At 63.1% G+C, this 21864-nt stretch carries 19 protein-coding genes; 5 read left to right on the top strand and 14 right to left on the bottom strand.

Annotated features, from left to right (window positions below; translation table 11 throughout):
* Positions 1-51: 51 nt before the first annotated feature.
* From A3AI_RS0116245 to A3AI_RS0116235, 3 genes are all read right to left on the bottom strand, one after another.
* Complete coding sequence (locus A3AI_RS0116245; protein ID WP_024516608.1) at positions 52-1122, bottom strand: lysylphosphatidylglycerol synthase domain-containing protein; 1071 nt, start codon at positions 1120-1122, stop codon at positions 52-54.
* A gap of 401 nt (positions 1123-1523) precedes the next feature.
* Complete coding sequence (locus A3AI_RS0116240) at positions 1524-1820, bottom strand: hypothetical protein (RefSeq protein WP_024516607.1); 297 nt, start codon at positions 1818-1820, stop codon at positions 1524-1526.
* Positions 1821-1824: 4 nt separating this feature from the next.
* A complete protein-coding gene (locus tag A3AI_RS0116235) occupies positions 1825-3219 on the bottom strand; it encodes an OmpA family protein (protein ID WP_024516606.1) in 1395 nt (464 codons plus the stop codon).
* Between the two features lie 174 nt (positions 3220-3393).
* On the opposite strand from A3AI_RS0116235, the gene A3AI_RS0116230 reads away from it, so the two are divergent.
* Both A3AI_RS0116230 and A3AI_RS0116225 read left to right on the top strand, forming a co-directional pair.
* A complete protein-coding gene (locus A3AI_RS0116230) occupies positions 3394-4449 on the top strand; it encodes a polysaccharide deacetylase family protein (RefSeq protein WP_024516605.1) in 1056 nt (351 codons plus the stop codon).
* Positions 4450-4565: 116 nt separating this feature from the next.
* Positions 4566-5375 carry an SDR family oxidoreductase gene (locus A3AI_RS0116225; RefSeq protein ID WP_024516604.1) on the top strand — a complete coding sequence of 270 codons (810 nt, stop codon included), beginning with the start codon at positions 4566-4568 and terminating at the stop codon, positions 5373-5375.
* A gap of 53 nt (positions 5376-5428) precedes the next feature.
* Here the strand turns inward: A3AI_RS0116225 and boxB are convergent, their stop codons facing one another.
* The 4 genes from boxB to A3AI_RS0116205 form a co-directional block, all read right to left on the bottom strand.
* The gene (boxB, locus tag A3AI_RS0116220; protein ID WP_024516603.1) at positions 5429-6880 is read right to left on the bottom strand and encodes a benzoyl-CoA 2,3-epoxidase subunit BoxB; all 1452 of its coding nucleotides are present in this window, start codon (positions 6878-6880) and stop codon (positions 5429-5431) included.
* Between the two features lie 10 nt (positions 6881-6890).
* Positions 6891-8579 (bottom strand): 2,3-epoxybenzoyl-CoA dihydrolase, encoded by a 1689-nt coding sequence (boxC, locus tag A3AI_RS0116215; RefSeq protein ID WP_024516602.1) that lies wholly within the window; start codon positions 8577-8579, stop codon positions 6891-6893.
* 259 nt (positions 8580-8838) lie between these two features.
* Positions 8839-9669 carry an alpha/beta fold hydrolase gene (locus tag A3AI_RS0116210; protein WP_024516601.1) on the bottom strand — a complete coding sequence of 277 codons (831 nt, stop codon included), beginning with the start codon at positions 9667-9669 and terminating at the stop codon, positions 8839-8841.
* Positions 9670-9799: 130 nt separating this feature from the next.
* The gene (locus A3AI_RS0116205) at positions 9800-11317 is read right to left on the bottom strand and encodes a benzoate-CoA ligase family protein (RefSeq protein ID WP_024516600.1); all 1518 of its coding nucleotides are present in this window, start codon (positions 11315-11317) and stop codon (positions 9800-9802) included.
* 199 nt (positions 11318-11516) lie between these two features.
* On the opposite strand from A3AI_RS0116205, the gene A3AI_RS0116200 reads away from it, so the two are divergent.
* Positions 11517-12422, top strand: coding sequence for a helix-turn-helix transcriptional regulator (locus A3AI_RS0116200; RefSeq protein WP_024516599.1), 906 nt, complete (start codon positions 11517-11519; stop codon positions 12420-12422).
* Positions 12423-12504: 82 nt separating this feature from the next.
* Here the strand turns inward: A3AI_RS0116200 and A3AI_RS0116195 are convergent, their stop codons facing one another.
* Complete coding sequence (locus tag A3AI_RS0116195) at positions 12505-13290, bottom strand: IclR family transcriptional regulator domain-containing protein (protein WP_024516598.1); 786 nt, start codon at positions 13288-13290, stop codon at positions 12505-12507.
* 198 nt (positions 13291-13488) lie between these two features.
* On the opposite strand from A3AI_RS0116195, the gene A3AI_RS0116190 reads away from it, so the two are divergent.
* Together A3AI_RS0116190 and A3AI_RS0116185 are read left to right on the top strand one after the other, a co-directional pair.
* Positions 13489-14847, top strand: coding sequence for an aromatic ring-hydroxylating dioxygenase subunit alpha (locus A3AI_RS0116190; protein ID WP_024516597.1), 1359 nt, complete (start codon positions 13489-13491; stop codon positions 14845-14847).
* A gap of 151 nt (positions 14848-14998) precedes the next feature.
* A complete protein-coding gene (locus tag A3AI_RS0116185; protein WP_024516596.1) occupies positions 14999-16435 on the top strand; it encodes a glutamine synthetase family protein in 1437 nt (478 codons plus the stop codon).
* Between the two features lie 67 nt (positions 16436-16502).
* On the opposite strand, the gene A3AI_RS0116180 is transcribed toward A3AI_RS0116185, so the two are convergent.
* The 6 genes from A3AI_RS0116180 to A3AI_RS42805 all read right to left on the bottom strand — a co-directional run bounded on the left by A3AI_RS0116180 (position 16503) and on the right by A3AI_RS42805 (position 21789).
* Positions 16503-16823, bottom strand: coding sequence for a hypothetical protein (locus tag A3AI_RS0116180; protein ID WP_024516595.1), 321 nt, complete (start codon positions 16821-16823; stop codon positions 16503-16505).
* 30 nt (positions 16824-16853) lie between these two features.
* The gene (locus A3AI_RS0116175; RefSeq protein ID WP_024516594.1) at positions 16854-17576 is read right to left on the bottom strand and encodes an energy transducer TonB; all 723 of its coding nucleotides are present in this window, start codon (positions 17574-17576) and stop codon (positions 16854-16856) included.
* Positions 17573-18007 carry a TonB system transport protein ExbD gene (gene exbD, locus A3AI_RS0116170; RefSeq protein WP_024516593.1) on the bottom strand — a complete coding sequence of 145 codons (435 nt, stop codon included), beginning with the start codon at positions 18005-18007 and terminating at the stop codon, positions 17573-17575. The genes A3AI_RS0116175 and exbD overlap by 4 nt, the downstream gene beginning before the upstream one ends.
* A 5-nt stretch (positions 18008-18012) precedes the next feature.
* On the bottom strand, positions 18013-18762 hold the full coding sequence (exbB, locus tag A3AI_RS0116165) for a tonB-system energizer ExbB (RefSeq protein ID WP_024516592.1): 750 nt from the start codon (positions 18760-18762) through the stop codon (positions 18013-18015).
* A gap of 98 nt (positions 18763-18860) precedes the next feature.
* Positions 18861-21257: a TonB-dependent receptor gene (locus tag A3AI_RS0116160; RefSeq protein WP_063615475.1), complete on the bottom strand. Its 2397-nt coding sequence runs from the start codon at positions 21255-21257 to the stop codon at positions 18861-18863.
* A 136-nt stretch (positions 21258-21393) separates the two neighbouring features.
* Entirely contained in the window at positions 21394-21789 is a 396-nt protein-coding gene (locus A3AI_RS42805) for a DUF2946 family protein (protein WP_156927800.1), read from the bottom strand.
* Positions 21790-21864 lie beyond the last annotated feature (75 nt).

Raw genomic sequence — 21864 nt, 5'->3', positions numbered from 1 at the left:
TCGCGGCCTCGTCTTGGCCCCCGGTTTTGGCTGCCGGTCCGCCCCCCCCCGTCAGACGCCGCTATCGCCACGCTTTCTCACATAGATCGCATCAGGCGACCGGCCCGCGTCCAGCCCAGCCTCCAGTCCGCGTGCTGCGGCCTGACGCAACCGCTTCGACCGGGCCCCAAGGATAAGCTCCCGAAACGTCAGCAAGATTACAGATATGACAAAAGGCAAAATATAATAGAGCAGGCGAAACAGCAGCATGCCGGCCAGCAGTTCCTCGCGGTCCATCTGCCAGAGGCCGACCAGCATCGCCGCGTCGAACACGCCGAGCCCGCCCGGCGAATGGCTGGCAAAGCCCAGCAGCGTCGCCGAGACGAAGATGACGGCGACCACGATGAAGCCGAGATTGGGCTCGTCGGGCACCAGGACGTACATCGCCAGCGCGCAGAAGGCGAGATCGATGATCCCGATCGCGATCTGCAACAACGTCAGCGTCCCGCCGGGCAGCGTCACGCTCCAGGGCCCGCGGCCGACCACGCGCGGCTCCCGCGAGACCCAGATCACATAGCCGATCAGCCCGCAGATGATCAGAAGCGCAACCGTACGGTTGAGCCAGGGTGGCAGCTGATCGATGGAGGCGGCGGCCTCGGGGTGATAGGCGATGCCCAAACCCAGCACGGCGGCATTGCCGAGCCAGAAGGTGAGGCCGGCGAGGAAGCAGATTTTTGCCACATCGATCGCGTTGAGGCCCCAGGCCGAATAGATGCGATAGCGGACCGCGCCGCCGGTGAAGACGCTGGCGCCGACATTGTGGCCGATGGAATAGCTGGTGAAGGCCGCGAGCGCGTTGATGCGGTACGGGATGTGCTTTTGGCCGATCGCGCGCACCGCAAACAGGTCGTAGAAGGTCAGCGTGAAATAGCCGGCAGCAACGAACAAGGCCGCCTCGGCAATCTGGCGGGTCTCGGTTTCCTTGATGGCCTCGACCACCTCATCGACATCGATGCCGCGCAACATGTGATAGAGCACATAGCAGGCGATGGCGATGACAGTGACGCTGACCACAACTCCGAGCCTGTGCAGGACTTGCTTGTGGCGCAGAAACGAGAACGTTCTGCGTAGGGCTTCCAGCATCTAGACCTCGAACACGATGGCATCGGGCGGCGCGGGATCGCGCGCCGCACCTAACTCATTCATGCGCGCATGATCTCTTTCGGAAAACCGGTACCCATAAGTTACTAACGCAGCGTTCCAGGTCCGGATCATGGGCTTGTTTCCAGCTCGGCTTTCACCTTGGCGCTCGTTGGTAGCGCGTTTTGCGCCGGAGTGAAATCGGAAGGTGAGTAAAAAGCCGCCGCCTCAATATATTAGGTGCGCTTAATGACACCACCATGCATAGTTTTGCCGCATCCCAGCGGATCCGACTGCTCGCACCCGCAAAATCCCGGTATGCGAGCTGCGGCATATTGACCGCAATCTCCGGTCGCCAGTCTCCGGTCGTCATGACCGCAACATGGGCAACAACTGCCCCGCGTCTACCCCGGCGGCGCCGTCCTCATGACCACCCAGTCCCGCAATTGCGAGCCAATGGCGCAGCCGACGAGGTAGGGCACGAACATGATCAGCAGCAAATCGAGCCAGTAGCCGAAGCGGCCGGGGACGACCTGCGTCACCGCGAGCGCGACGAGGCCCGCCGCGACCACGCCGAGCACGATCATCCAGCGCCGCGGCACCGGGCGAGCATGGGTGACGACTGCGACCCAGCCCATGCAGAAGCCGAGCACGAGCGAAGCGAGCAGCCAACCCCAGTGGAACGCGATCATGTAAGCCATTGGCCTATCTCACCAGGAATTCGATGCGACGGTTCTGCGCCTTGCCGTCGTCAGTGTCGTTGGAGGCGATCGGCTTGGTCCCGCCATAGCCGATTGCCGTGAAGCGGTCAGCCGGCAGGCCCGCCTTCACGAAATAGTCCAGCACGGCTTGGGCGCGCCGCTCCGACAGCGTCTGGTTGGCCGTGTCCTCACCATCGGAATCGGTATGGCCGGCGATCTCGATCGTGGCGTTCGGGCAGCGCAGCGCGGTCTCGACCAGGCGGTCCAACAAACCCGTGGAATCGGAATCCAGCGTGTCGCGCCCGGTCAGGAAGCGAATCTTGGCTTTCGACAACAGTTCGGAGAACAGCTGCTGGCAGACGCTGGCATCGACCGGCGCCGAGGCCGGCCTGACCGAAATGTCGGCGGTGACCTGCCACTCCTTCGGAAAATCCTTGGCCAGGCCAGCGTGGATCTGCTGCGCCGCCGCCTCGTAGAGCGCGTCTCCCGAGATCTTCACCTCGCGGTCCGACACCACAAGCGTGCCGGTGGAGAGCCGAGACAGCACGCCGAGCGCCGGAATCACCGCATTCACGAATCCCGGCGGGGCGCCGAGGCTGGTCTTGAGGTTGTCGACGACCTTCTCGCTGAAGAATTTGCGCGACGACGCACCGAGTACGACCGCATGGATGTTTTCGTCAGGCACATAGCCCGACAAGGTCAGCGTCACCGCGACGGGATCCTTGTTGGCCTGGAAAATATAGGGCGGCGCCTTGACGTCGTTGGCGGCAACCGAAAAGCCCTGCGGCAGGGTCTTCAGTGCGGCCGCAATCGCTTCCCTCCCGCCGAGATCGCGCGCCATGCCCGACAGCGACACGGTTGAATCGGAGATCGTGACCTTGCCGTCCTTCAGCTTGCCGATCTGGCCGATCAGAAGCGCGGCCGCATCTTCGAAATTGACAGGCGCGCCGCGGGCCAGGCCCATCTGGTCTGCGATCTCGATGCCCTTGACCTGGTCGCGCGCCACATCCATCAGCTTGCCCTTGACCGCGGGCAAGGGGGCGTTGCCTGACAGCGTGATCTTGGCGACCTCGCGCTCGGCCGACCAGACGAAGGGTTTCGACTCGGGAACGAGGCGCGTCTGGTCATTGACCAGCCGCACGCCCGGCGCGGCCTCAACCGCGGTCAGCGCGCCGCGACGGCCTTCTTCCGAGAACGCCTCTGCCTCGAAATCGATGTCGCGGCCGTCGGCGGAAATCTTGACCTTGTCGAGGACAATGTCCTTCACCGCGGACGCGGCCTTGCCAGCGAGGTCGGTTTCCACGGCAACAGTATTATTCCAGGCGGCAATGACCCAAAACAGCACGAGAGGCACCACCCCCGGCCACCATTTGCTGCTCCACCTGAAAAGTCCACGCATTTAAGATTCACCAATGGTCGGGGAAACAGAGAGAAATCAAACCCTTGTCGGGCTGTCAAACCGGAAATGGACTCTTTCTCGGATGGATGCGACTAAAGGTCCGGCTAACTCTTTGTTCAACCGTTTTTCGGTAACGTTCGGAAACACATCTCAACCGGCCAGTCACCATCATTTATGAAGCAGTTCCGCAACAATGTGATCCGCGCTGGTCTGGGTGCGCTGTATTTTTCCGGGGCGCATTATTTGTTGCGGCCGATCTTCTCCGGCGTTGGCGCGATTTTCATGCTGCACCAGGTCCGCCCTGCTCGCGACGCCGAATTCGCGCCCAATCGCCATTTGGAGGTGACGCCCGACTTCCTGCGCGCGATGCTGGCGCATCTTCATTCGCGCGACATCGACATCGTCACCATCGACGAGTTGCATCAGCGGCTGACGACACGGGATTTCAGCCGCCGCGTCGCCTGCTTCACCTTCGACGACGGCTATCGCGACAACCGCGACTATGCGCTTCCGGTGATGCGCGAGTTCAACGCGCCGTTTACCGTGTTCGTCGCGTCCGATTTCGCGGAGGGCAGCGGACGTCTGTGGTGGATCGCGCTGGAAATGGCAATTGCGAAAGCCAGTTCGGTCGAGGCGAGCATCGGCGGCACGGTCATCCAGTTCGACACCTCGACGACGGCAGGCAAGCAGGCCGCGTTCGACCGCCTGCACGACTGGCTGCGCGGCTTGCCGGAATTCGAACTGAAGCGCGAGATCGACGCGCTGTGCACGCGCCACGGCGTCGACATCGCTGCGATCTGCGCCGATCTCTGCATGTCCTGGCGCGAGCTGAAGGCATTTGCCGCCGATCCGCTGGTCACGGTCGGCGCCCACTCCATCACCCATTGCAATCTCGCCAAGCAGAGCGAGGACGTCGCCGTACACGAGATGCGCGAAAGCCGCGCCAGGATCGCAAAGGCCCTGCAGCGCGACGTCGTGCATCTCGCCTATCCCTATGGCGACCGCATCGCCGCGGGCCCGCGCGAATTCGCCCTTGCCCGCACCGCCGGCTACAAGACCGCGGTGACAACGCGGCCGGGCATGATCTTTGCCGAAAGCAGCCGCCATTTGACTGCACTGCCGCGCGTCTCGCTCAACGGCAATTATCAGAACGAGCGCATCCTGCCGGTGCTGACGTCAGGTGCGGCCACCGCGATGTGGAACGGCTTTCGTCGCATCGACGCGGCGTAAGCGTCTCACTCGGCCCTTTCCGTCGTCCCGACGAAAGCGGAATGCGGGACGATGGCGCTCCTTGACTCCCCCGCCCGGCGGCTTCACACACGAACGCAAATTCTCAGGGAGGCGTCATGTTCAAGGATTTGTTCTCGCTCGTCGGCCGCATTGCACTGGTAACCGGCGGCTCGCGCGGTATCGGCAAGATGATCGCGGCGGGCTTTCTCGCGCAGGGGGCTTCGAAGGTCTACATCACCGCGCGCAAGGCGGGACCGTGCGAGGCGACGGCGAAGAAATTGACCGCCGCTTATGGCGGCGAATGCATCGCACTGCCGATCGACATCTCCACGCTTGCCGGCATCGAGCTGTTGGCGACCGAGATCAGGAAGCGCGAGGACAGGCTCGACATCCTCGTCAACAATGCCGGTGCCGCCTGGGGCGCTGACTTCGACGAGTTTCCGGAGAGCGGCTGGGACAAGGTGGTGAACCTCAATCTCAAGGCGCCGTTCTTTCTGACCAAGGCGCTCGCCGCGCCGTTGCGCGCGGCCGCAAGCGCCGAGCGACCGGCCAAGGTCATCAACATCGCCTCCATCGACGGCATCTTCGTCAATCCGCAGGAGACCTATTCCTACGCTGCGAGCAAGGCCGGGCTGATCCATCTGACGCGGCGAATGGCCCTGAAGCTGATCAAGGACCATGTCGTGGTCACAGCGATCGCGCCCGGGCCGTTTGCGTCAGACATGAACCGCGCCGCGCGCGATCATGCCGACGAAGTGTCGAAGCGCGTACCCTCGGGACGCATCGGCGACACCGAGGACATGGCGGGCGCGGCAATCTTCCTGGCTTCGCGCGCCGGCGATTACGTGGTGGGTGCTACGCTGACGGTCGATGGCGGCGTGGCGTTTGCCAATGCCGGCATCAAGGGCGAGGGCTGGGCGGAATAGGCGACCTGCGAACTCCGCCGTCGTCCCGGCTTTCGCCGGGACGACCACACGTCTCAGGTCTCGATCTTCACGTACTCGAAATCGCCGGGCTTGTTGTCGATGCCGACCTTGGGCGGCGAGATCCAGCTGGCGTATTCGCCGATCTCGGTGACGGGCTGCATCAGCGAGGCGATGAAATCGCCGTCGGCCTTCGACGGCAGCCAGTCGTCCCTGCGCTTGCTCCAGGTCGCATCGTCGATCAAGAGGCCTTCCGGCGTCGCGCGCACGTCCTTGAACTCGCCGATGGCGCGGTGGAAGGCGGTGTGCGGCAGCATCAGCTTGAAGTCGTAGCCCGCGGTCGAGATCACCTTGTTCCAGCGCAGCATGCCCTTGACACAGTCCTGGGTGTAATCGTCGCGCAGCCGCATGTTCAGCGCGGTGAGCGCCGGCTCGTCGACCCGCTTGATCTCGCCGTCGACGAGCTTGAGCACCGGATAGGTCGAGTTCTGCAGCTTGTGATCGTCGTCGATCTGGGTCTCGTGATAGCGGCCCTTGATGCCGGCGTTGAAAGCATTTGCCGCGTTGGTCGAGACCTCCGAGCCGAACAGGTCGAGCGAGAGCGAATAATGCAGGTTCAGCTTCTTCTGGATGGTCGGCAGATCGATGACCCCGAGCGCGCGGACCTTGTTGACGTCGGTGGGATCGTCGATGCCGGCTTCGCGCATCGCATCGCAGGTTCGCTGCACAACGCGCGTGATGCCGGTCTCGCCGACGAACATGTGGTGGGCTTCTTCGGTCAGCATGAAGCGGCAGGTGCGCGACAGCGGATCGAAGCCCGACTGCGCGAGCGAATGCAGCTGCATCTTGCCGTCGCGGTCGGTGAAATAGGTGAACATGAAGAAGGACAGCCAGTCCGGCGTCTTCTCATTGAACGCGCCCAGCATGCGCGGGGAATCCGCGTCGCCCGAGCGGCGGCGGAGCAACTCGTCCGCCTCTTCGCGGCCGTCGCGGCCGAAATATTTCTGCAAGAGATACACCATCGCCCAGAGATGGCGGCCTTCCTCGACATTGACCTGGAACAGGTTGCGCATGTCGTAGAGCGAGGGCGCGGTCTTACCGAGATGACGCTGCTGTTCGACGGAGGCCGGCTCTGTGTCGCCCTGGATCACGATCAGGCGGCGCAGCGTGGCGCGATGCTCGCCGGGCACTTCCTGCCAGGCCGGCTCGCCATACTTCTCGCCGAAGGGAATGACGCGATTTTCTTCCTGAGGAGCGAGAAGGATGCCCCAGCGGTAATCGGGCATCTTCACATAGTCGAACTTGGCCCAGCCGCGCGGATCGACCGAATAGGCCGTGCGCAGGTACACGAGCGACTGCTGGAAGCCGTCGGGCCCCATGTCGTGCCACCAGTCGATATAGCCGGGGTGCCAGCCTTCGAGAGCTTTGAGCACCTGGCGGTCCGACGCCAGATCCACATTGTTCGGGATCTTGGTGGAGTAGTCGACGTTCATGATGTTCATATTCATGGCGTGCTCCCTAAACTCGCGTCATATCAAACTTCGGCTTCTGGCCGCTGCCGTAGCGGCGCAGGGCGCCCTCCTCGCCGACTGCATTGGGACGCTGGAATATCCAGTTCTGCCAGGCAGTCAGGCGTGCAAAAATTTTCGATTCCATCGTCTCAGGGCCGACGAAGCGGAGGTTTGCTTCCATGCCGGTGAGGCTGTCGGGCGAGAAGCTGGCGCGCTCCTCCAGGAACACGCGGATCTCGTCGTCCCAGTCGATGTCGTCGAGCGCGAAGGTGACGAGGCCGAGTTCCTCGGCCTGCTCAGCGTCCAGCGCCTCGCCGATTCTTCCACGCGCGCGTTCGACGTCCGAAGGATCGGCCTGGAAGCGCGACTCCAGCCGCGTCAGGCCATGACTCATTGGATAGGGGCCGAAATTGAGTGCGGTCAGCTGCAGCGCCGGCGGCGGACGGTTGTCGCCCTCGCGCGAGCCGATCAGCATGTAGGAACGGTCCGCGGCGAACACGAGCTCGGCAAGCGTGCCGACGAAGCAGGAGCCGGGCTCGACCAGGGTCACCAGGGTGCGCGAGGTGACGTCGATACGCTTCAACACCCGCTTCCAGTAGTGCCTGATCTCATTGACCAGCCAGTGCGACTTGTTGGCGTCGAGGAAAGCGTCATAGGCCAGAACCTGCGCCGGATCGCCATGCGACTTGAACACCAGAAGCGCGATCTCGAGCTCGTTGATGCGCAGATGCAGGATCGCGTCGTCGATCTCGCGCGCGACCTGCAGCGGCCAGAACGACGCACCTTGCGCGATCATGCCGTCGATATCCGACGGCGGCGCCTTGTCCGGCGCCTGCACCGAGACCGTCGCAATCCGTGCCGTGCGGTCGATGTCGACGGTGACAAAGCCGTAGCGCAGGCTCTTGTCGTCGACTGTGCGCTTGAGCGGGGTCAGCGCGACGCCTTTGCCGTCGGTCTTGCGTGCTGACGTCTCCGCGAATTGCTTGGCGCGCTCGGAAATCCTGGCTTCCAGCTTGCTGTTCGGCGCGAGCTCATCGACCAGGCGCCATTGCGCGGCGCGCTTACCCTTGATGCCTTCCTCGATCGTGCAGAAGAAATCGGCATGATCGCGGCGCACCTTGCGCTTGTCGACGACACGGGTGAGCCCGCCGGTGCCCGGCAGCACTGCCAAGAGCGGCACCTCAGGCAGCGCCACCGAGGACGAGCCGTCGTCGGCGAGGATGATGTGGTCGGTGGCGAGCGCAAGCTCGTAGCCGCCGCCGGCCGCGGTGCCGTTGACCACGGTGATGTAGCGCTGACCGGAATTCTCCGAGGAATCCTCCATGCCGTTGCGCGTCTCATTGGTGAATTTGCAGAAATTGACCTTGTGGGCGTGGGTGGCGCCCGCAAGCATGCGGATGTTGGCACCGGCGCAGAACACGCGGTTCTTGGCCGAGCGCAGCACCACGACCTTTACGTCCGGATGCTCGAAGCGCAGCCGCTGCACGGCGTCCGCAAGCTCAATATCGACACCGAGATCGTAGGAATTGAGCTTGAGCTGGTAGCCCTCGAACAGGCCCCCGTCCTCATCCACGTCCATGGAGAGCGTTGCGACGTCGCCTGCCACGTCCAGCTTCCAATGCCGGTAGCGCGAGGGATCGGTCTGGAAATCGATGAATTTGGCGCCGTTCGCGAGAACGCGGTCTTCCCCGGCCATGTGCCACCCTTGTGCTTGAGGTGCTTGCTTAGAGGCGTCGTAACATGCAATATATTGCATGTATTGGAGCAAGTCCAGCTCAAATCATGAAAACATGCATTTTGCTTCATGCCACCTATAGCCGGCCGGCGGCTCCGATCTTGACTAAATCCGCCTTGGTAAGCAGGGCCGGGATAGCCGGGCTTTCAGCACGTCTGTGAGTGCAGTCACCGATCGAGTTCGGCGCGCGCATCACCAAACAACCAGGAAGGCGGAACGCTCATCGGAGCCCCGCTCGGATTGCTCGCCCGTGCGAGCCTTCCGCCTGCAATAAGGCGGACGCAAACTCTGAGATCGCATTGACTGTCTGCGCTGCCGCGTCACGATGCGGCGAATGTCCGGCGCCCTTAATGAGGGTCACTTCGACCGGACAATAGCATTCTTCCTGCGCAATCTCGACCTGTCGGACTGTCCCATATTGATCGCTCTCGCCCTGAATGAGCGCGATGGGGACACGGATATAGGCGAGAGAATCGGAGATATCCCAGGAACGGAATTCTGGATCGAGCCAGGCGCCATTCCAGCCATAGAAGGCGTTGTCGACGTCCTTGTGCCAGCGCGCGAGCTTTTGCTTGAGGTCAGTGGTCTCGTAGCTTGTCTTGATCTCGGAAATCGAGGCGACCGAGACATCCTCCACCACGAAATGCGGCGCCATCAGCACGATGCCGTCGAGCCTGTGGTCTGCAACGCCGCCGGCATAGATCGCCGCGATCGAGCCACCGTCGGAATGGCCGAGCAAGAGCCCGCGGCGGAAGCCGATCTGGTCGAGCAGCTTCGGCAATACGTCCAGCGCCTCGCTATGCATATAGTCGAGCGGTCGCGGCAGTTCTACGGGCGACGAGTTGCCATAGCCGGCGCGCGAATAGACGAACACGCCGGCGCCGGTCGCAGCTTGCAGCTTTTCCGGAAAATCGCCCCACAGCGCAGCCGAGCCCAGTCCTTCATGCAGCATGACAATGGTGGGTGCGTCCTGCGGCGAGGGACCAAGCATGCGGTATTCGAGATCGGATTCGCCGATGCGCAGGAAGCCTGAAGGGGAAAGGGTCGTCATGCCGTTCACGTTCACTCCGTCATTCCGGACAGCTCGTATAGCGAGCTGATCCGGAATCTCGAGATTATTGTATGCTGCTCGAGATTCCGGGTTCGCGCGTTTCACGCGCGCCCCGGAATGACGAGAGAAACTACGAGGTGCGATCGCGCAGCTTGAACCGTTGGATCTTCCCCGTCGCTGTCTTCGGCAACGCGTCCACCACCTCGATCCACCGCGGATATTTCCACACCCCGATCTTCTGCTTCACATGCTCTTTCAGCGCCTCGTCCAGCCGGCCATTGGCGGCATCCGCACGCAGCACGACATAGGCCTTCGGCTTCAGGAGGCCTTCCGGATCGGCTTCCGGCACCACGGCGGCTTCCAGCACGGCCGGGTGCGTGATCAGTGCGCTCTCGACCTCGAAGGGCGAGACCCAGATGCCGGAGACCTTGAACATATCGTCCGAGCGGCCGCAGAAGGTATAACGGCCCTCGGCGTCGCGGACATATTTGTCGCCGGTGCGCGTCCAGTAACCCTCGAAGGTCGAGCGGCTCTTGGCGCGCTGATTCCAGTAGCCCTCGCCGGCGGAGGGTGCATGCACCAGCATCTCGCCGACCTCGCCGTCGGCAACGTCGCCGCCCGCCTCGTTGACCAGCCGCACCTCGTAGCCCGGCACCGGCCGGCCCGAGCAGCCATATTTGATGTCGCCGGGCGCGTTGGAGAGGAAGATGTGCAACAGCTCGGTCGAGCCGACGCCGTCGAGGATGTCGACGCCGAAACGGGCTTTCCAGGCATCGCCGACCGATTCCGGCAGCGCCTCGCCGGCCGACGTACAAATGCGCAAGCGACCGCCGCCCTTCGCGTCCTTCAGCGATTGCTCGTTGAGCATGGAGGCAAACAGCGTCGGCACACCATAGAAGATGGTCGGATTGTATGTGTTCATCAGCTCGAACATCCGCGGCGGCGTCGGACGCTCGGCGTTGAGGATCGTGGTCGCGCCGACCGACAGCGGGAAGGTCATCGCGTTGCCGAGGCCATAGGCGAAGAACAGTTTTGCCGCGGACAGACAGACATCGTCCTCGCGGATGCCCAGCACCTGCTTTGCATAGGTGTCGGCGGTGGCCGCGAGATTGGAATGCAGGTGCCGCACGCCCTTGGGCATGCCGGTCGAGCCCGATGAATAGAGCCAGAAGGCCGGCTCGTCGGCATGGGTCGCGACGGTTGCGAACTGATCGCCCTCGCGCGCGATCTCCTCGGACAATAGTTTGTGGCCGAAGGCGTTCTTGCCCGAGACGATGACGCATTCCAGATCCGGCATGCGTCCCACGATATCCTTCACGGCAGGATAGAGCGCCTCCGAGACGAATAGCGCGCGCGCGCGGCAATCGGCCAGCACATAGGCATATTGCTCCGTCGTCAGCAGCGTGTTGAGCGGCACCGGCACGATGCCGGCGCGGATTGCGCCCAGGAACACGATCGGGAAATCGATCGTATCGAGCATGATCATGGCGACGCGCTCCTCGCGTCGCACGCCAAGCCGGCGCAGGAGATTGGCGAGCCGGCAGGTCTGTTTCTGCAGCTCGCCATAAGTCAGCTCGGAGACCGTGTCGGTGTAGGCGAGCTTGTTGCCACGGCCTTCATCCACATTGCGGTCGAGCAGGAAGGTCACCGCGTTGTAGGAATTGGGGGCGGAATCTGATGAAGTGGGCTTGGAGACGGCCTCGCGCTTCGAAACGGCCGAACTTGCCATGACATCCCTCTCCGGCATCTTTCAACAACGTCTGTTGAATTATAATGCATATAGAAAGCCATCGCGCGTGCTTGCTGTCAATCCTCTTCGGAATTATGTTTCCTGAGTTGGTCCTGACATGAGCGACGAATCCGATCCGGAAACAGCCTTCCTTGAGCAGCTCGGGCAGCGGGTGCGCAACATGCGCGCGCTGCGCGGCATGTCACGCAAGGTGCTGGCCAAGGTATCAGGGATTTCCGAGCGCTACATCGCCCAGCTCGAAAGCGGCAAAGGCAATGTCTCGATCGTGCTGTTGCGCCGGGTGTCGAATGCCATGGGCGCGCATCTGGAAGACCTGATCCCGGCCGCCGACCTCGCGCCGGACTGGCAGGTGATCCGCGATCTCATGCGAAAAGCGACGCCCGCCCAGATTACACAGGCCAAGGACGTGCTCGCCGGACACGCGGCCTCGTCGCATCGCGCCTCGTTCTCAGGGATTGCCCTGATCGGACTGCGCGGCGCCGGCAAGTCGACCCTCGGCAAGGTCCTGGCAAAACGCGTCGGCTGGAATTTCGTCGAGCTCAACAAGGAGATCGAGCGCGAGAACGGGCTCTCGGTCGCCGAGATCATCAACCTCTATGGCCAGGAGGGTTTTCGCCGCCTGGAGCAAGCCGCGGTCCAGCAGCTTCTGGCGCGCAATGAACTGATGGTGCTGGCGACCGGCGGCGGTATCGTCTCCGAGCCGCTCACCTTCGATCTGATCCTGTCGTCGTTCTACACCATATGGCTGAAGGCTGAGCCGGAAGAGCATATGGCGCGCGTGCGCAGGCAGGGCGATCTGCGGCCGATGGCCGATGACCGCTCCGCGATGGCGGAGCTGCGCAACATTTTGAAGAGCCGCGAACCGCTCTACGCACGGGCAGCGGCGGTGGTGGATACAGCGGGGCTTTCGGTCGATGCCGCCGCGGCCAAGCTGATCGATGGTGTGCGGCCCGTGCTGCAGAATCAGGCCCGCGCCTTCGGGCTGCGGACGGTTGCCGTGTAGAGATGAGATCGGCCGCAATTGCGATGCCGCCCTCCCACAAGGGGCGAGCGCACATCAATACGCAGGCGATAACCTTCTGCTTCTACAACAACTGCGATCGTACCGACTCCGCGCCCTCGCGCAGCAGCGGCAGGAAGCGCTCGGTCATCTCCTCTGTCGAGACGCGGTCGACATGGCCACCGATATTGATCGCGCCGATGATGACATCGTCGTAGCGGCGGACCGGGACCGAGATCGAGCGAAAGTGCGGCTCGGCCTCGCGGTCGACGAGCGAATAGCCCCTGTCGCGATCGCCCTTGATCGCGGCTAGCAGCGCAGCGAGATCGGTCACGGTCTCCGGCGTCAGCTTTTCGCGCGGCATCGCGCTGAGCACCGTGGCCAGATCCCGGTCGCTGAAGCGCCCGAGCATCACGCGGCCGACCGAGGTGCAGAACGCCGGCAGGCGATAGCCGATATCGAGACCCGCGGAGAACATGCGCGTCGGGCTGGAGCGCGCGATGAACACGGCATCGTTGCGATCGAGCACGGCGAGCGAGGCGATTTCATGCGCCTCGGTGGCGATGCGATCCAGCACGGGCTGCAGAACGGTGACGATCTGGCTCGAGTTCAGATAGGACGCGGCCAGCGTCAGCACATGCGGCGTGAGCGTGAACAGCTTGCCGTCGGAGGCAACGTAGCCGCCCCGTTCAAGGGTGAACAGGATGCGCCGGGCAGTGGCGCGCGGCAGTTCCGCGGCGCGCGCGAGATCGCTCAAGGTCATCGGCTCGGGTGAGGCAGCAAAGCACTGCAGCAGCCGCAAGCCGCGATCGAGGCTCTCGACAAAGTCGGTCGCCCGCTCCTCTCCCTGGCTGCGCTTCAACTTCGGCATTCCTGGTCTCGTCACCCACTAGCTGCTTGTTTTGACGCGTTTTCTTCGCGCGAACCCGGTGTTCACTTCGCTCGAAAACGCTCTGGGACAAAAAGTTCTTGCTGCTGTCGAAATCCATGGCATAATTTGACCATTAGTTCAATAGACGAACAAAACAGTGCGGACACCGTCGTCCGCCGCATCGGGAGAGACGCTGCCATGATGAGTCAGGAGCAGAACGACCTGATCACCCGCACCGGGCCAAACGCCCCCTGCGGCAAGCTGATGCGGAAATACTGGCAGCCGGCGGCCCTGCTCGACGAGCTCGAGGGACCGCGCGCGGTGCGCCCGGTGAAGCTGCTGGGCGAAAACCTGGTGCTGTTTCGCGACGAACAGGGACGCTACGGTCTGATCGACCGCCACTGCGCGCATCGCGGCGCCGACCTCGCCTTCGGCCGGCTCGAGCACGGCGGCCTGCGCTGCGCTTTCCACGGCTGGCTGTTCGATGCGTCTGGCCAGTGCCTGGAAACGCCAGCTGAGCCCAAGGGCTCGAAGCTCTGCCAGGGCATCAGGCAACGTTCCTATCCCGTGATCGAGAAGAGCGGCATCCTCTGGGCCTATCTCGGTGATGGCGAGCCGCCCGCGTTTGCGGAGATCGACTGCTTCGTCGCGCCCGGCAGTCACACCTTTGCGTTCAAGGGCCACATGAACTGCAACTGGCTGCAGGCGCTGGAAGTCGGCATCGATCCGAGCCACGCCTCCTACCTGCATCGTTTCTTCGAAGACGAGGACACCTCGACCGCCTATGGCAAGCAGTTCCGCGGCGCCTCCGCCGGCAGCGAAATGCCGATGACCAAGATCCTGCGCGAATATGACCGCCCGATCATCAATGTCGAACAGACCGAATATGGCTTGAGGTTGATCGCGCTGCGCGAGATCGACCAGGAGCGCACCCATGTGCGCGTCACCAACCAGCTTTTCCCGCATGGCTTCGTCATTCCCATGAGCACGGAGATGACGATCACGCAGTGGCATGTGCCGATCGATGACCAGAATTGCTACTGGTACGCGATCTTCACGAGCTACACGACGCCAGTCGACAAGAAGAAGATGCGCGAGCAGCGGCTCGAGCTCTATGAGCTGCCGGACTACAAGTCGCGCAAGAACAAGTCGAACGATTACGGTTTCGATGCGCAGGAGCAGCTGAACGCGACCTACACCGGCATGGGCAACGACATCAACGTGCACGACCAGTGGGCGGTCGAGTCGATGGGCCCGATCCAGGACCGCACCAACGAACATCTGGGCCAAAGCGACAAGGCGATCGTGCAATACCGCCGCATGCTGCGGGCCGAGATCGAGAAGGTCGCTTCAGGCGAGACGCCGATGCTGGTTCTCGACGACGGCAATGCGCGCAGCATCCAGGGCCCGGCGACCATGGACGGCATCGGCCCGACGCTGGGCTGGGAGACCTACTGGATGGAAGTCGACGTCAGGCGACGCCGTGGCGCGCCGTGGTCGGTGCCGGTGCCGGCGGAGATCGCGGAGAAGGTGCGCCATCTCTCGGCGGCGGAGTGATGATGGAATCGGCACTTCTGCCACGCACTCCGTCATTGCGAGCGAAGCGAAGCAATCCAGAGCCGCGCGAGCGACCCTGGATTGCTTCGTCGCGTACGCTCCTCGCAATGACGGAGTGACCGATCTTCGAGCTATTTTTAGGAGCCCCCCCTTGAGTTTCGTCGCGCGTCACGCGCTCTGGTCGGATGAGCAGAAGGAGGCGGCCACGCGGCTGCGCCGCATCGCCGAGGAGCAAAAGCTCGAGACCATCCGGCTGTCCTTTGCCGACCAGCACGGCATCCTGCGCGGCAAGACGCTGGTGACGTCCGAGGCGCTTGGCTGTCTCGAAAGCGGCTGCAGCATCACCACCACGATGCTGGCCAAGGACACCTCGCACCGCACGGTATTTCCGGTGTTCACTGCCGGCGGCGGCTTTGGCATGAAGGAAATGGAAGGCGCCGCCGATGTCTTGATGGTGGCGGATCCGACGACGTTCCGCGTGCTGCCGTGGTCGCCGACCACGGGCTGGGTGCTCTGCGACATCTATTTCGCCGATGGGCGGCCGATCCCGTTTTCGACGCGCCAGCTGTTTCGCAAGGTGCTCGATGGCCTCGACAAGCGCGGCTACGATTTCGTTGCCGGCCTCGAGGTCGAATTTCATCTGTTCAAGCTCGATGATCCGCGCATGGCGCCGCAGGATGCCGGCCAGCCCGGACAGCCGCCGCAGGTGAGCCTGCTCTCGCATGGCTATCAGTACCTGACCGAGCAGCGTTACGACCTGATGGAGCCGGCGCTTGACATCATTCGCCGCGACATCATCGCGCTCGGACTTCCCCTGCGGTCCGTGGAAGTCGAATTCGGTCCCAGCCAGTGCGAGTTCACCTTCGCGCCGAGGACGGGCCTGGTGCCCGCCGACAACATGGTGCTGCTCCGCTCGGCTGTGAAGCAGATCGCACGCCGGCACGGCTATCACGCAACCTTCATGTGCCGGCCGAAGCTGCCCAACGTGTTCGCCTCGGGCTGGCATCTGCATCAATCGATTGTGGCGCGCGACAGCGGCGACAACGCCTTCATGGCCAGGGAAAGCGGCGAGCCGCTGTCCGAATTCGGCCGCGCCTATCTTGCCGGCCTGCTGCAGCACGCGCGGGCCTCGGCCGTGTTCTCGACACCGACCATCAACGGCTACAAGCGCTACCGCTCCTACTCACTGGCGCCGGACCGCGCGATCTGGGGCCGCGACAATCGCGGCGTCATGATCCGTGTGCTCGGCGGACCGGACGATCCAGCAACACGGCTGGAGAACCGCATCGGCGAACCGGCCGCCAACCCCTATCTCTACATGGCCTCGCAGGTGCTCTCAGGGCTCGACGGCGTCGATCGCAAGCTCAAGCCCCCGCCATCTGCCGACACGCCCTATGAGACCAAGGCGGCGTTGTTGCCGAAGAGCTTGCGCGAAGCCGTATTCGCGCTGCACGAGGACTCCTTCTTCCGCAACGCGCTGGGCGCCGAGTTCGTGGATTACTACGTGCACATCAAGAACGCGGAGATCGAGCGCTTCCAGGCTGAAGTGTCGGATTGGGAACAGCGCGAATATTTCGAGATGTTTTGACGTCAGCCGCCGTCGCTTTGCGACGGCACCCTCTCCCACAAACAAAGAGAGGGGAAGAACTGCGGGTCTACATACACTTCACATACACCACATAATCCGGCTTGCCCGGCTTGATCCCAAAAATCTCGGTCTCGATCTTGTCCTCGCCGACGATCTGGTTTCGTGAGCAGAACGGACGCACGATCCGCTTCGCCAGCACAATACGGTCGGCGCGGACCTCCGGATTATATTTGTAGTCGTAGGTATTCTGCACATGGATGACATAGTCATACCCTGCGCCGGAGGCGGCCCGCAGGATGGTCGAGCCGCCGTGCGGTGTGTCGGCTGAGGCCAGTCCCGGCAGCGCGATTGCGGTGGTGATCAGCAGCACGGCGGTCTTGAACGACATAAAGCCTTCTCCCGTGATCCCTGATCTATCCTAATCGCGATCGAACCTGATGGGAGCGATATAAAGATCATCGGCGACGGACTTGGCGGCGGGAAACGCCGGGAACGGATTGGCGCGGCGAAGGATGTCGAGCGCTTCCCGGTCGAGCACGCCATTGCCGGACGACTTTTCCACCTCGCTCTTGATCACCTGGCCTGCCCGGTTCAGCGTGAAGCGAACCGTGACGACCCCCATCGCGCCGTGAGCCGCGGCCGGATAGCGCTTGAAGCGCTGCAGATGGCCGAGGATCAGCGCATTGTAGGCATTTGAAGCGGCCTGGCTGAACTGCGCGACCTTCGGCGTCGGCGGCGGTGCGCGAGTTTCCGGCGCAGGCGGTTGGACTTCCTGCTTGGGTTTTTCAACTTCCTTCTGCTCGGTCGGCAGCGTGACCTCAGCCTGTTGCTGCGGCGGCGGTGGCACCACCTGCTCGACCGGCTTGTCCTCGACCTTGGGCTGCTCCTTCGGCTGTTCCTCGGCCTGCTGCATGCTCGGCCCGACCGCGATGTCCTGGTTCTGCGTCTCAGGCGAGCTGGCATCAACAGGCGCGAGCGACACCGAAATCGCCGGGACAATCATCGGCACTGGTGGCTGCCGCACATACCAGAACGCAACGCCAAGCACGATCGCCGCGTGCACGGCCAGGATCACCGCGCCGGCAAGTATCCAGCGCGGCGTACCGCTTCGCTCGGGCAGATGCAGCGCAAACGCCGTCATGGCTTCGTACCAGGGGTTTCCAGCCCGACCAGTGCCAGCTTGAGATAGCCGGCATCGCGCAGAACGTTCATGACCTCCATGAGATCGCCATAGCTCAGCGCCTTGTCGCCGCGAATGAAGATGGTCTCGTCCTTGTGGCTATTCGTCGCGCCATCGAGCGCACCTGCCAGGCCCTCGCGCGGCACGATCGTCTCGCCGATCGCGATTCCGCCATCGCTCTTGACCGTGACGAACACCGGCTTATCCGGACGCGGCTGCTCCGGCGCAGTGCTCGCCGGCAAATTCACGCCGATATCGACGGTTGCAAGCGGCGCCGCGACCATGAAGATGATCAGCAGCACGAGGATGACATCGATGAATGGCGTGACGTTGATCTCGTGCTGGATCTCGAGATCGTCGCCGCTGCTGCGAGTGCCCAGACGAACTGCCATATCGGTCACTCCGCCGCCCGCAGCCGCGGGGCGCTGGCGCGATCGCCGCGGCTGATCATCAGCAGCAGCTGCGCCGAGGCATCTCCGAGCAGCGCCTTGTAGCCACTGATCACCCGCGCCAGGTGGTTGTAGATCACGACCGCCGGGATCGCGGCCACAAGGCCGATCGCGGTGGTCAGGAGTGCCTCTGCGATGCCAGGCGCAACGACCGCGAGATTGGTGGTGTGGGATTCCGAGATGCCGATGAAGGCATTCATGATGCCCCACACCGTGCCGAACAGGCCGACAAAGGGCGCGGTGGCGCCGATCGTTGCGAGGATGCCCGTGCCGCGCGAGATCTGTCGCGTCACCGCGGCTTCGACCCGCTCCAGCCGCAGCGCGACGCGCTCCTTGAAGCCGTCATCGATGATGCCGCCGGACAGCTCGGCCTCCCGCGCAGTCGTAAGCACGAGTTGCGCCACAGCATCCCGCTCGCCGTCGCAGACGCGAACAGCCTCCGCCAGACGCGGGCCACTCTCCAGCAGCCTGAGCCGCCGCCGCACCCGGCGCGTCGCCATTCGCAGCTCGACAGTCTTGCCGAGCCAGATGGTCCAGGTCACCAGCGACGCGATGGCGAGCCCGATCATCACCGCCTTCACAACGATGTCGGCGTTGAGGAACATGCCCCAGGGCGACAGGTTCTTCGGCAGCAGCGGATTTTCACCTTGCGCGAACGCAGGCGACGCCAGCGTGAGCGCCACGCCGGCCGCAAGCATCGGAAGAAGTCGACACGCGCGCCCCGGGAGGGGCGCACGCGGTTCGCGATCATGATGTCGCATAGGGTTCTCGCTTTCCTGTTTCTGCATCACTCCGCTCAAAGCTTCTGCGAGATGCCGAAGAAGAATCCGCGGCGCGGCCCGTATTGCGGGGCAAATACGCCGATGCCGGATCCATCCCGGATCACGTAGGTCGTATCGAAAAGGTTGACGACGTCGAGGCGCAGCGTCGTCGGCTTTGCGTTGTCGAACCATTTGAACTCGTGCGAGACGCCGAGATTGACCTGCGAATACCAGGGCACGGTGCTGGTATTGGCAAAGCCGTCGCGCAGGCCGCTCCCGTAGAGCAGGTCCACCGACAGCCGGGTGCCCTCGTCCCACTTGTAGGATGCACCGGCAGATCCCGAGACCCATTGGGAATGATCGGTGTAGACATAGTTGGCCGCTATGTAGGCCAGTTCGTCTGCACCGAAGAGGTATTGGTTGGAGACGACGTTGGTCGCGATCTGGCGCGCAAAGGAGAAGTTGTTATAGGCGGTGAAATGGCCGTCGGTATATTTGGCCGTGAGCTCGACGCCGTAGTTGTTACCCTTCGCGTAGTTGAACGCCGTCAACACATAGGCCGCGCCGAACTGACCATCGTCCAGCAGATCCTGGGCGATCTTGTAATAGCTATCGACACCGACTTCGAGGCCCGGCATCAACTTCTGCGTGACGCCGACGTCGAAAACATGGGAGCGTTCGGGCAGCACTGGATCGGCCAGGTTGACCTCCGGCTGCTGGCTGGTGTTCTGCACCAGAGCGAGATTGACCGGCGCCGCCAGCACGAGCTCGGGCGGCGTGAAATAGCGGGCATAGCCGGCGTGAAATACGGTGCCATCCCAGGGCGTATAGGTCACGCTGATGCGCGGGCTGAACTGGTTGGCATTCGTATATTGCATCATCTGATCAAAGCGCAGCCCGTAATTCAGGGTGACCTGGTTCGTGATCTTCCATTCGTCGGCAATATAGGTGCCGAACAGGAAGCCAATCTTTGCACTTTGGTCGAGAAAGCTGGTGACATTGTTCGGATCGACGGTGCCGTCGATAGGAAGGCCCGTAGCGGGGTCCAGCAGGATGGCCGAGGAGAAATTGCTGACAAAGGCATTCTCTGCGCTGGCGGTGAAGCCGAAATGCAGCGTATGGGCATCCGCCACACGATAGGACCCATCCGTTTGGATGCCGTTGGTCAAGCTGCGGCGATAGACGTCCGACGCCACGCCATTGAAGACGAGGTCGCCGATCACGTCAGGCGTGAAATGCACGGTGCTGATACGGTTGAAGTAGGAGGTCTGCAGGTCCAGACCATTGCTGGAATATTGCAGCGCCAGCACATTGAACGCGTTGAACTCGGTTTGATTCTCGTTGAGGTTGGCCGAATTGAAATTCGTGATGCCGAACGGCGAGAACGCCGGCGTCTGACCCGGATTGTTCGGAATCTGGAAGGCGCTGTTGGCAACACCGCTCATCCATGTGAGCCGCATGGTCGGATCGATCACCGTCGACAAATAGAGAAAGCCTTTCTCCTGGTCGGTGTGATCGTGGATCGCGTTGACGGATGACGTGGGATTTTCCAGGCCCAGATTGCTAGTGAAGAAACGCCCCGAGACGAAGTACTGCGTGTTCCCGACCGTGCCGCCCCATTCGCCATAGGTCGTGCCGGTGTCATGGCTGCCGCCATAGACACCGACCTTGCCGGTATTGTCGAAGGCGCTGGCCTTGGTCTGGATGTCGACGACGCCTGCGGTCCGCAGACCATATTGTGCCGGCAGCGTGCCGGTAATCAGCGCGAGGCTGCCGATGATGCCGGTGTCGAGGATCTGGCCGAAGGCGCCGACACCGTCCGGCAGCATGATGCCGTTGATGCGGTACTGTGCATTGGCGTGCTCGTTGCGGATATGGAAATCACCACTCGCGGCCGAGTCCTGGCTGACGCCCGGCGCCTGCAGCAGCACGCGGTCGAGCGAGGTGTTCTCGCCCTGCGGCAACGCCTCGATGTTCTGCTGCGTCATCAGGTAGGGCGCGGTGCCGCTCGGCGCGTAGATGGTCTGGCGCGCGGCATCGAGCTTCCGGTTCTGCTCGGTCACGACCTGCGCCTGGGTCGGCGCGGGGGGCGGCGGGCTGGCCACGACCTGCTGGGTCGGCGGCTTGCGCGGCCGCGTGCGCTCGACCGGCGCGACGACCCGGGTCTCGGGAAGGACATTGCCGCCGCCTGCCTGCTGTGGGGCTGCGGGTGCGGGTGACGACTCTGGCGCGGGTGTCGCGTTCTGTTGCGGCGCCGGCGTCGCTTCAGGCGCTGGCGTTGCGGCCGGCGGCTGCGGCGCGGCGGCAGCCGGCGGCGGTTGCGAGGAATTGTCGCTTTGCGCCAACGCCGCCGCGTCCATCGCAGCGAGCAAGGCAAGTGACGATACGGATATGAGCGCTCCCTGGCGCATCGACGAAGAGAAAAGACCCATTATTGGTAACCTGACCCCGGATTTCACTGGGTCGAGGCATCAACAGAGCTCTCGACCCCTCGAACGCAACTCCGCCCCCGCTTCAGCAGCGTGGTCCAGCACGCAGTGCCAAGACGCGGGAAAGGAGTGAACTACGTCAGGAAACCGGGGGTCCGCGCGACTGGAATGGCGCGCGCGGCAGCGTAACGGCAAGACGAACCAGCGCGACCGGGCGATCGACGACCGTTGCGTCGAGCTGCAGCGGGATGGCAGGCGGCGCCGACGCAATCGCACTGGCGATGGCGCTCGTCGCGATGCAGATCGGACACAGATCATCGCCCAGCGGACCGTCGGGGTGGCCGGGCGCCTTGCCATGGTCGGTTGCACCGAGCGCGGCCGCGATCAGGCCACGGTCGGAAACCTGACCCGCGACGTGAATATGGCCAAAGGACAAGGCAAGGTTAATGGCGATCGCGACCAGCGCGAGCCATGACCCATGCCTGACATTATCCCGGAACCAGCGCATCCGCCGTCGACGATCTTCCCGCGGCATTTTGCGCCGCGAAATCGATCTTAGCCGAGGCTGGGTGCCTTTGGGAAGGGGGGATTGCTCTCACCGCATCGGCGG

Source organism: Bradyrhizobium sp. Tv2a-2 (genome assembly GCF_000472425.1).
Lineage (GTDB): Bacteria > Pseudomonadota > Alphaproteobacteria > Rhizobiales > Xanthobacteraceae > Bradyrhizobium.
Note: the sequence above shows the minus strand (reverse complement) of the source record. Positions and strands in the feature narration are given on the sequence as shown.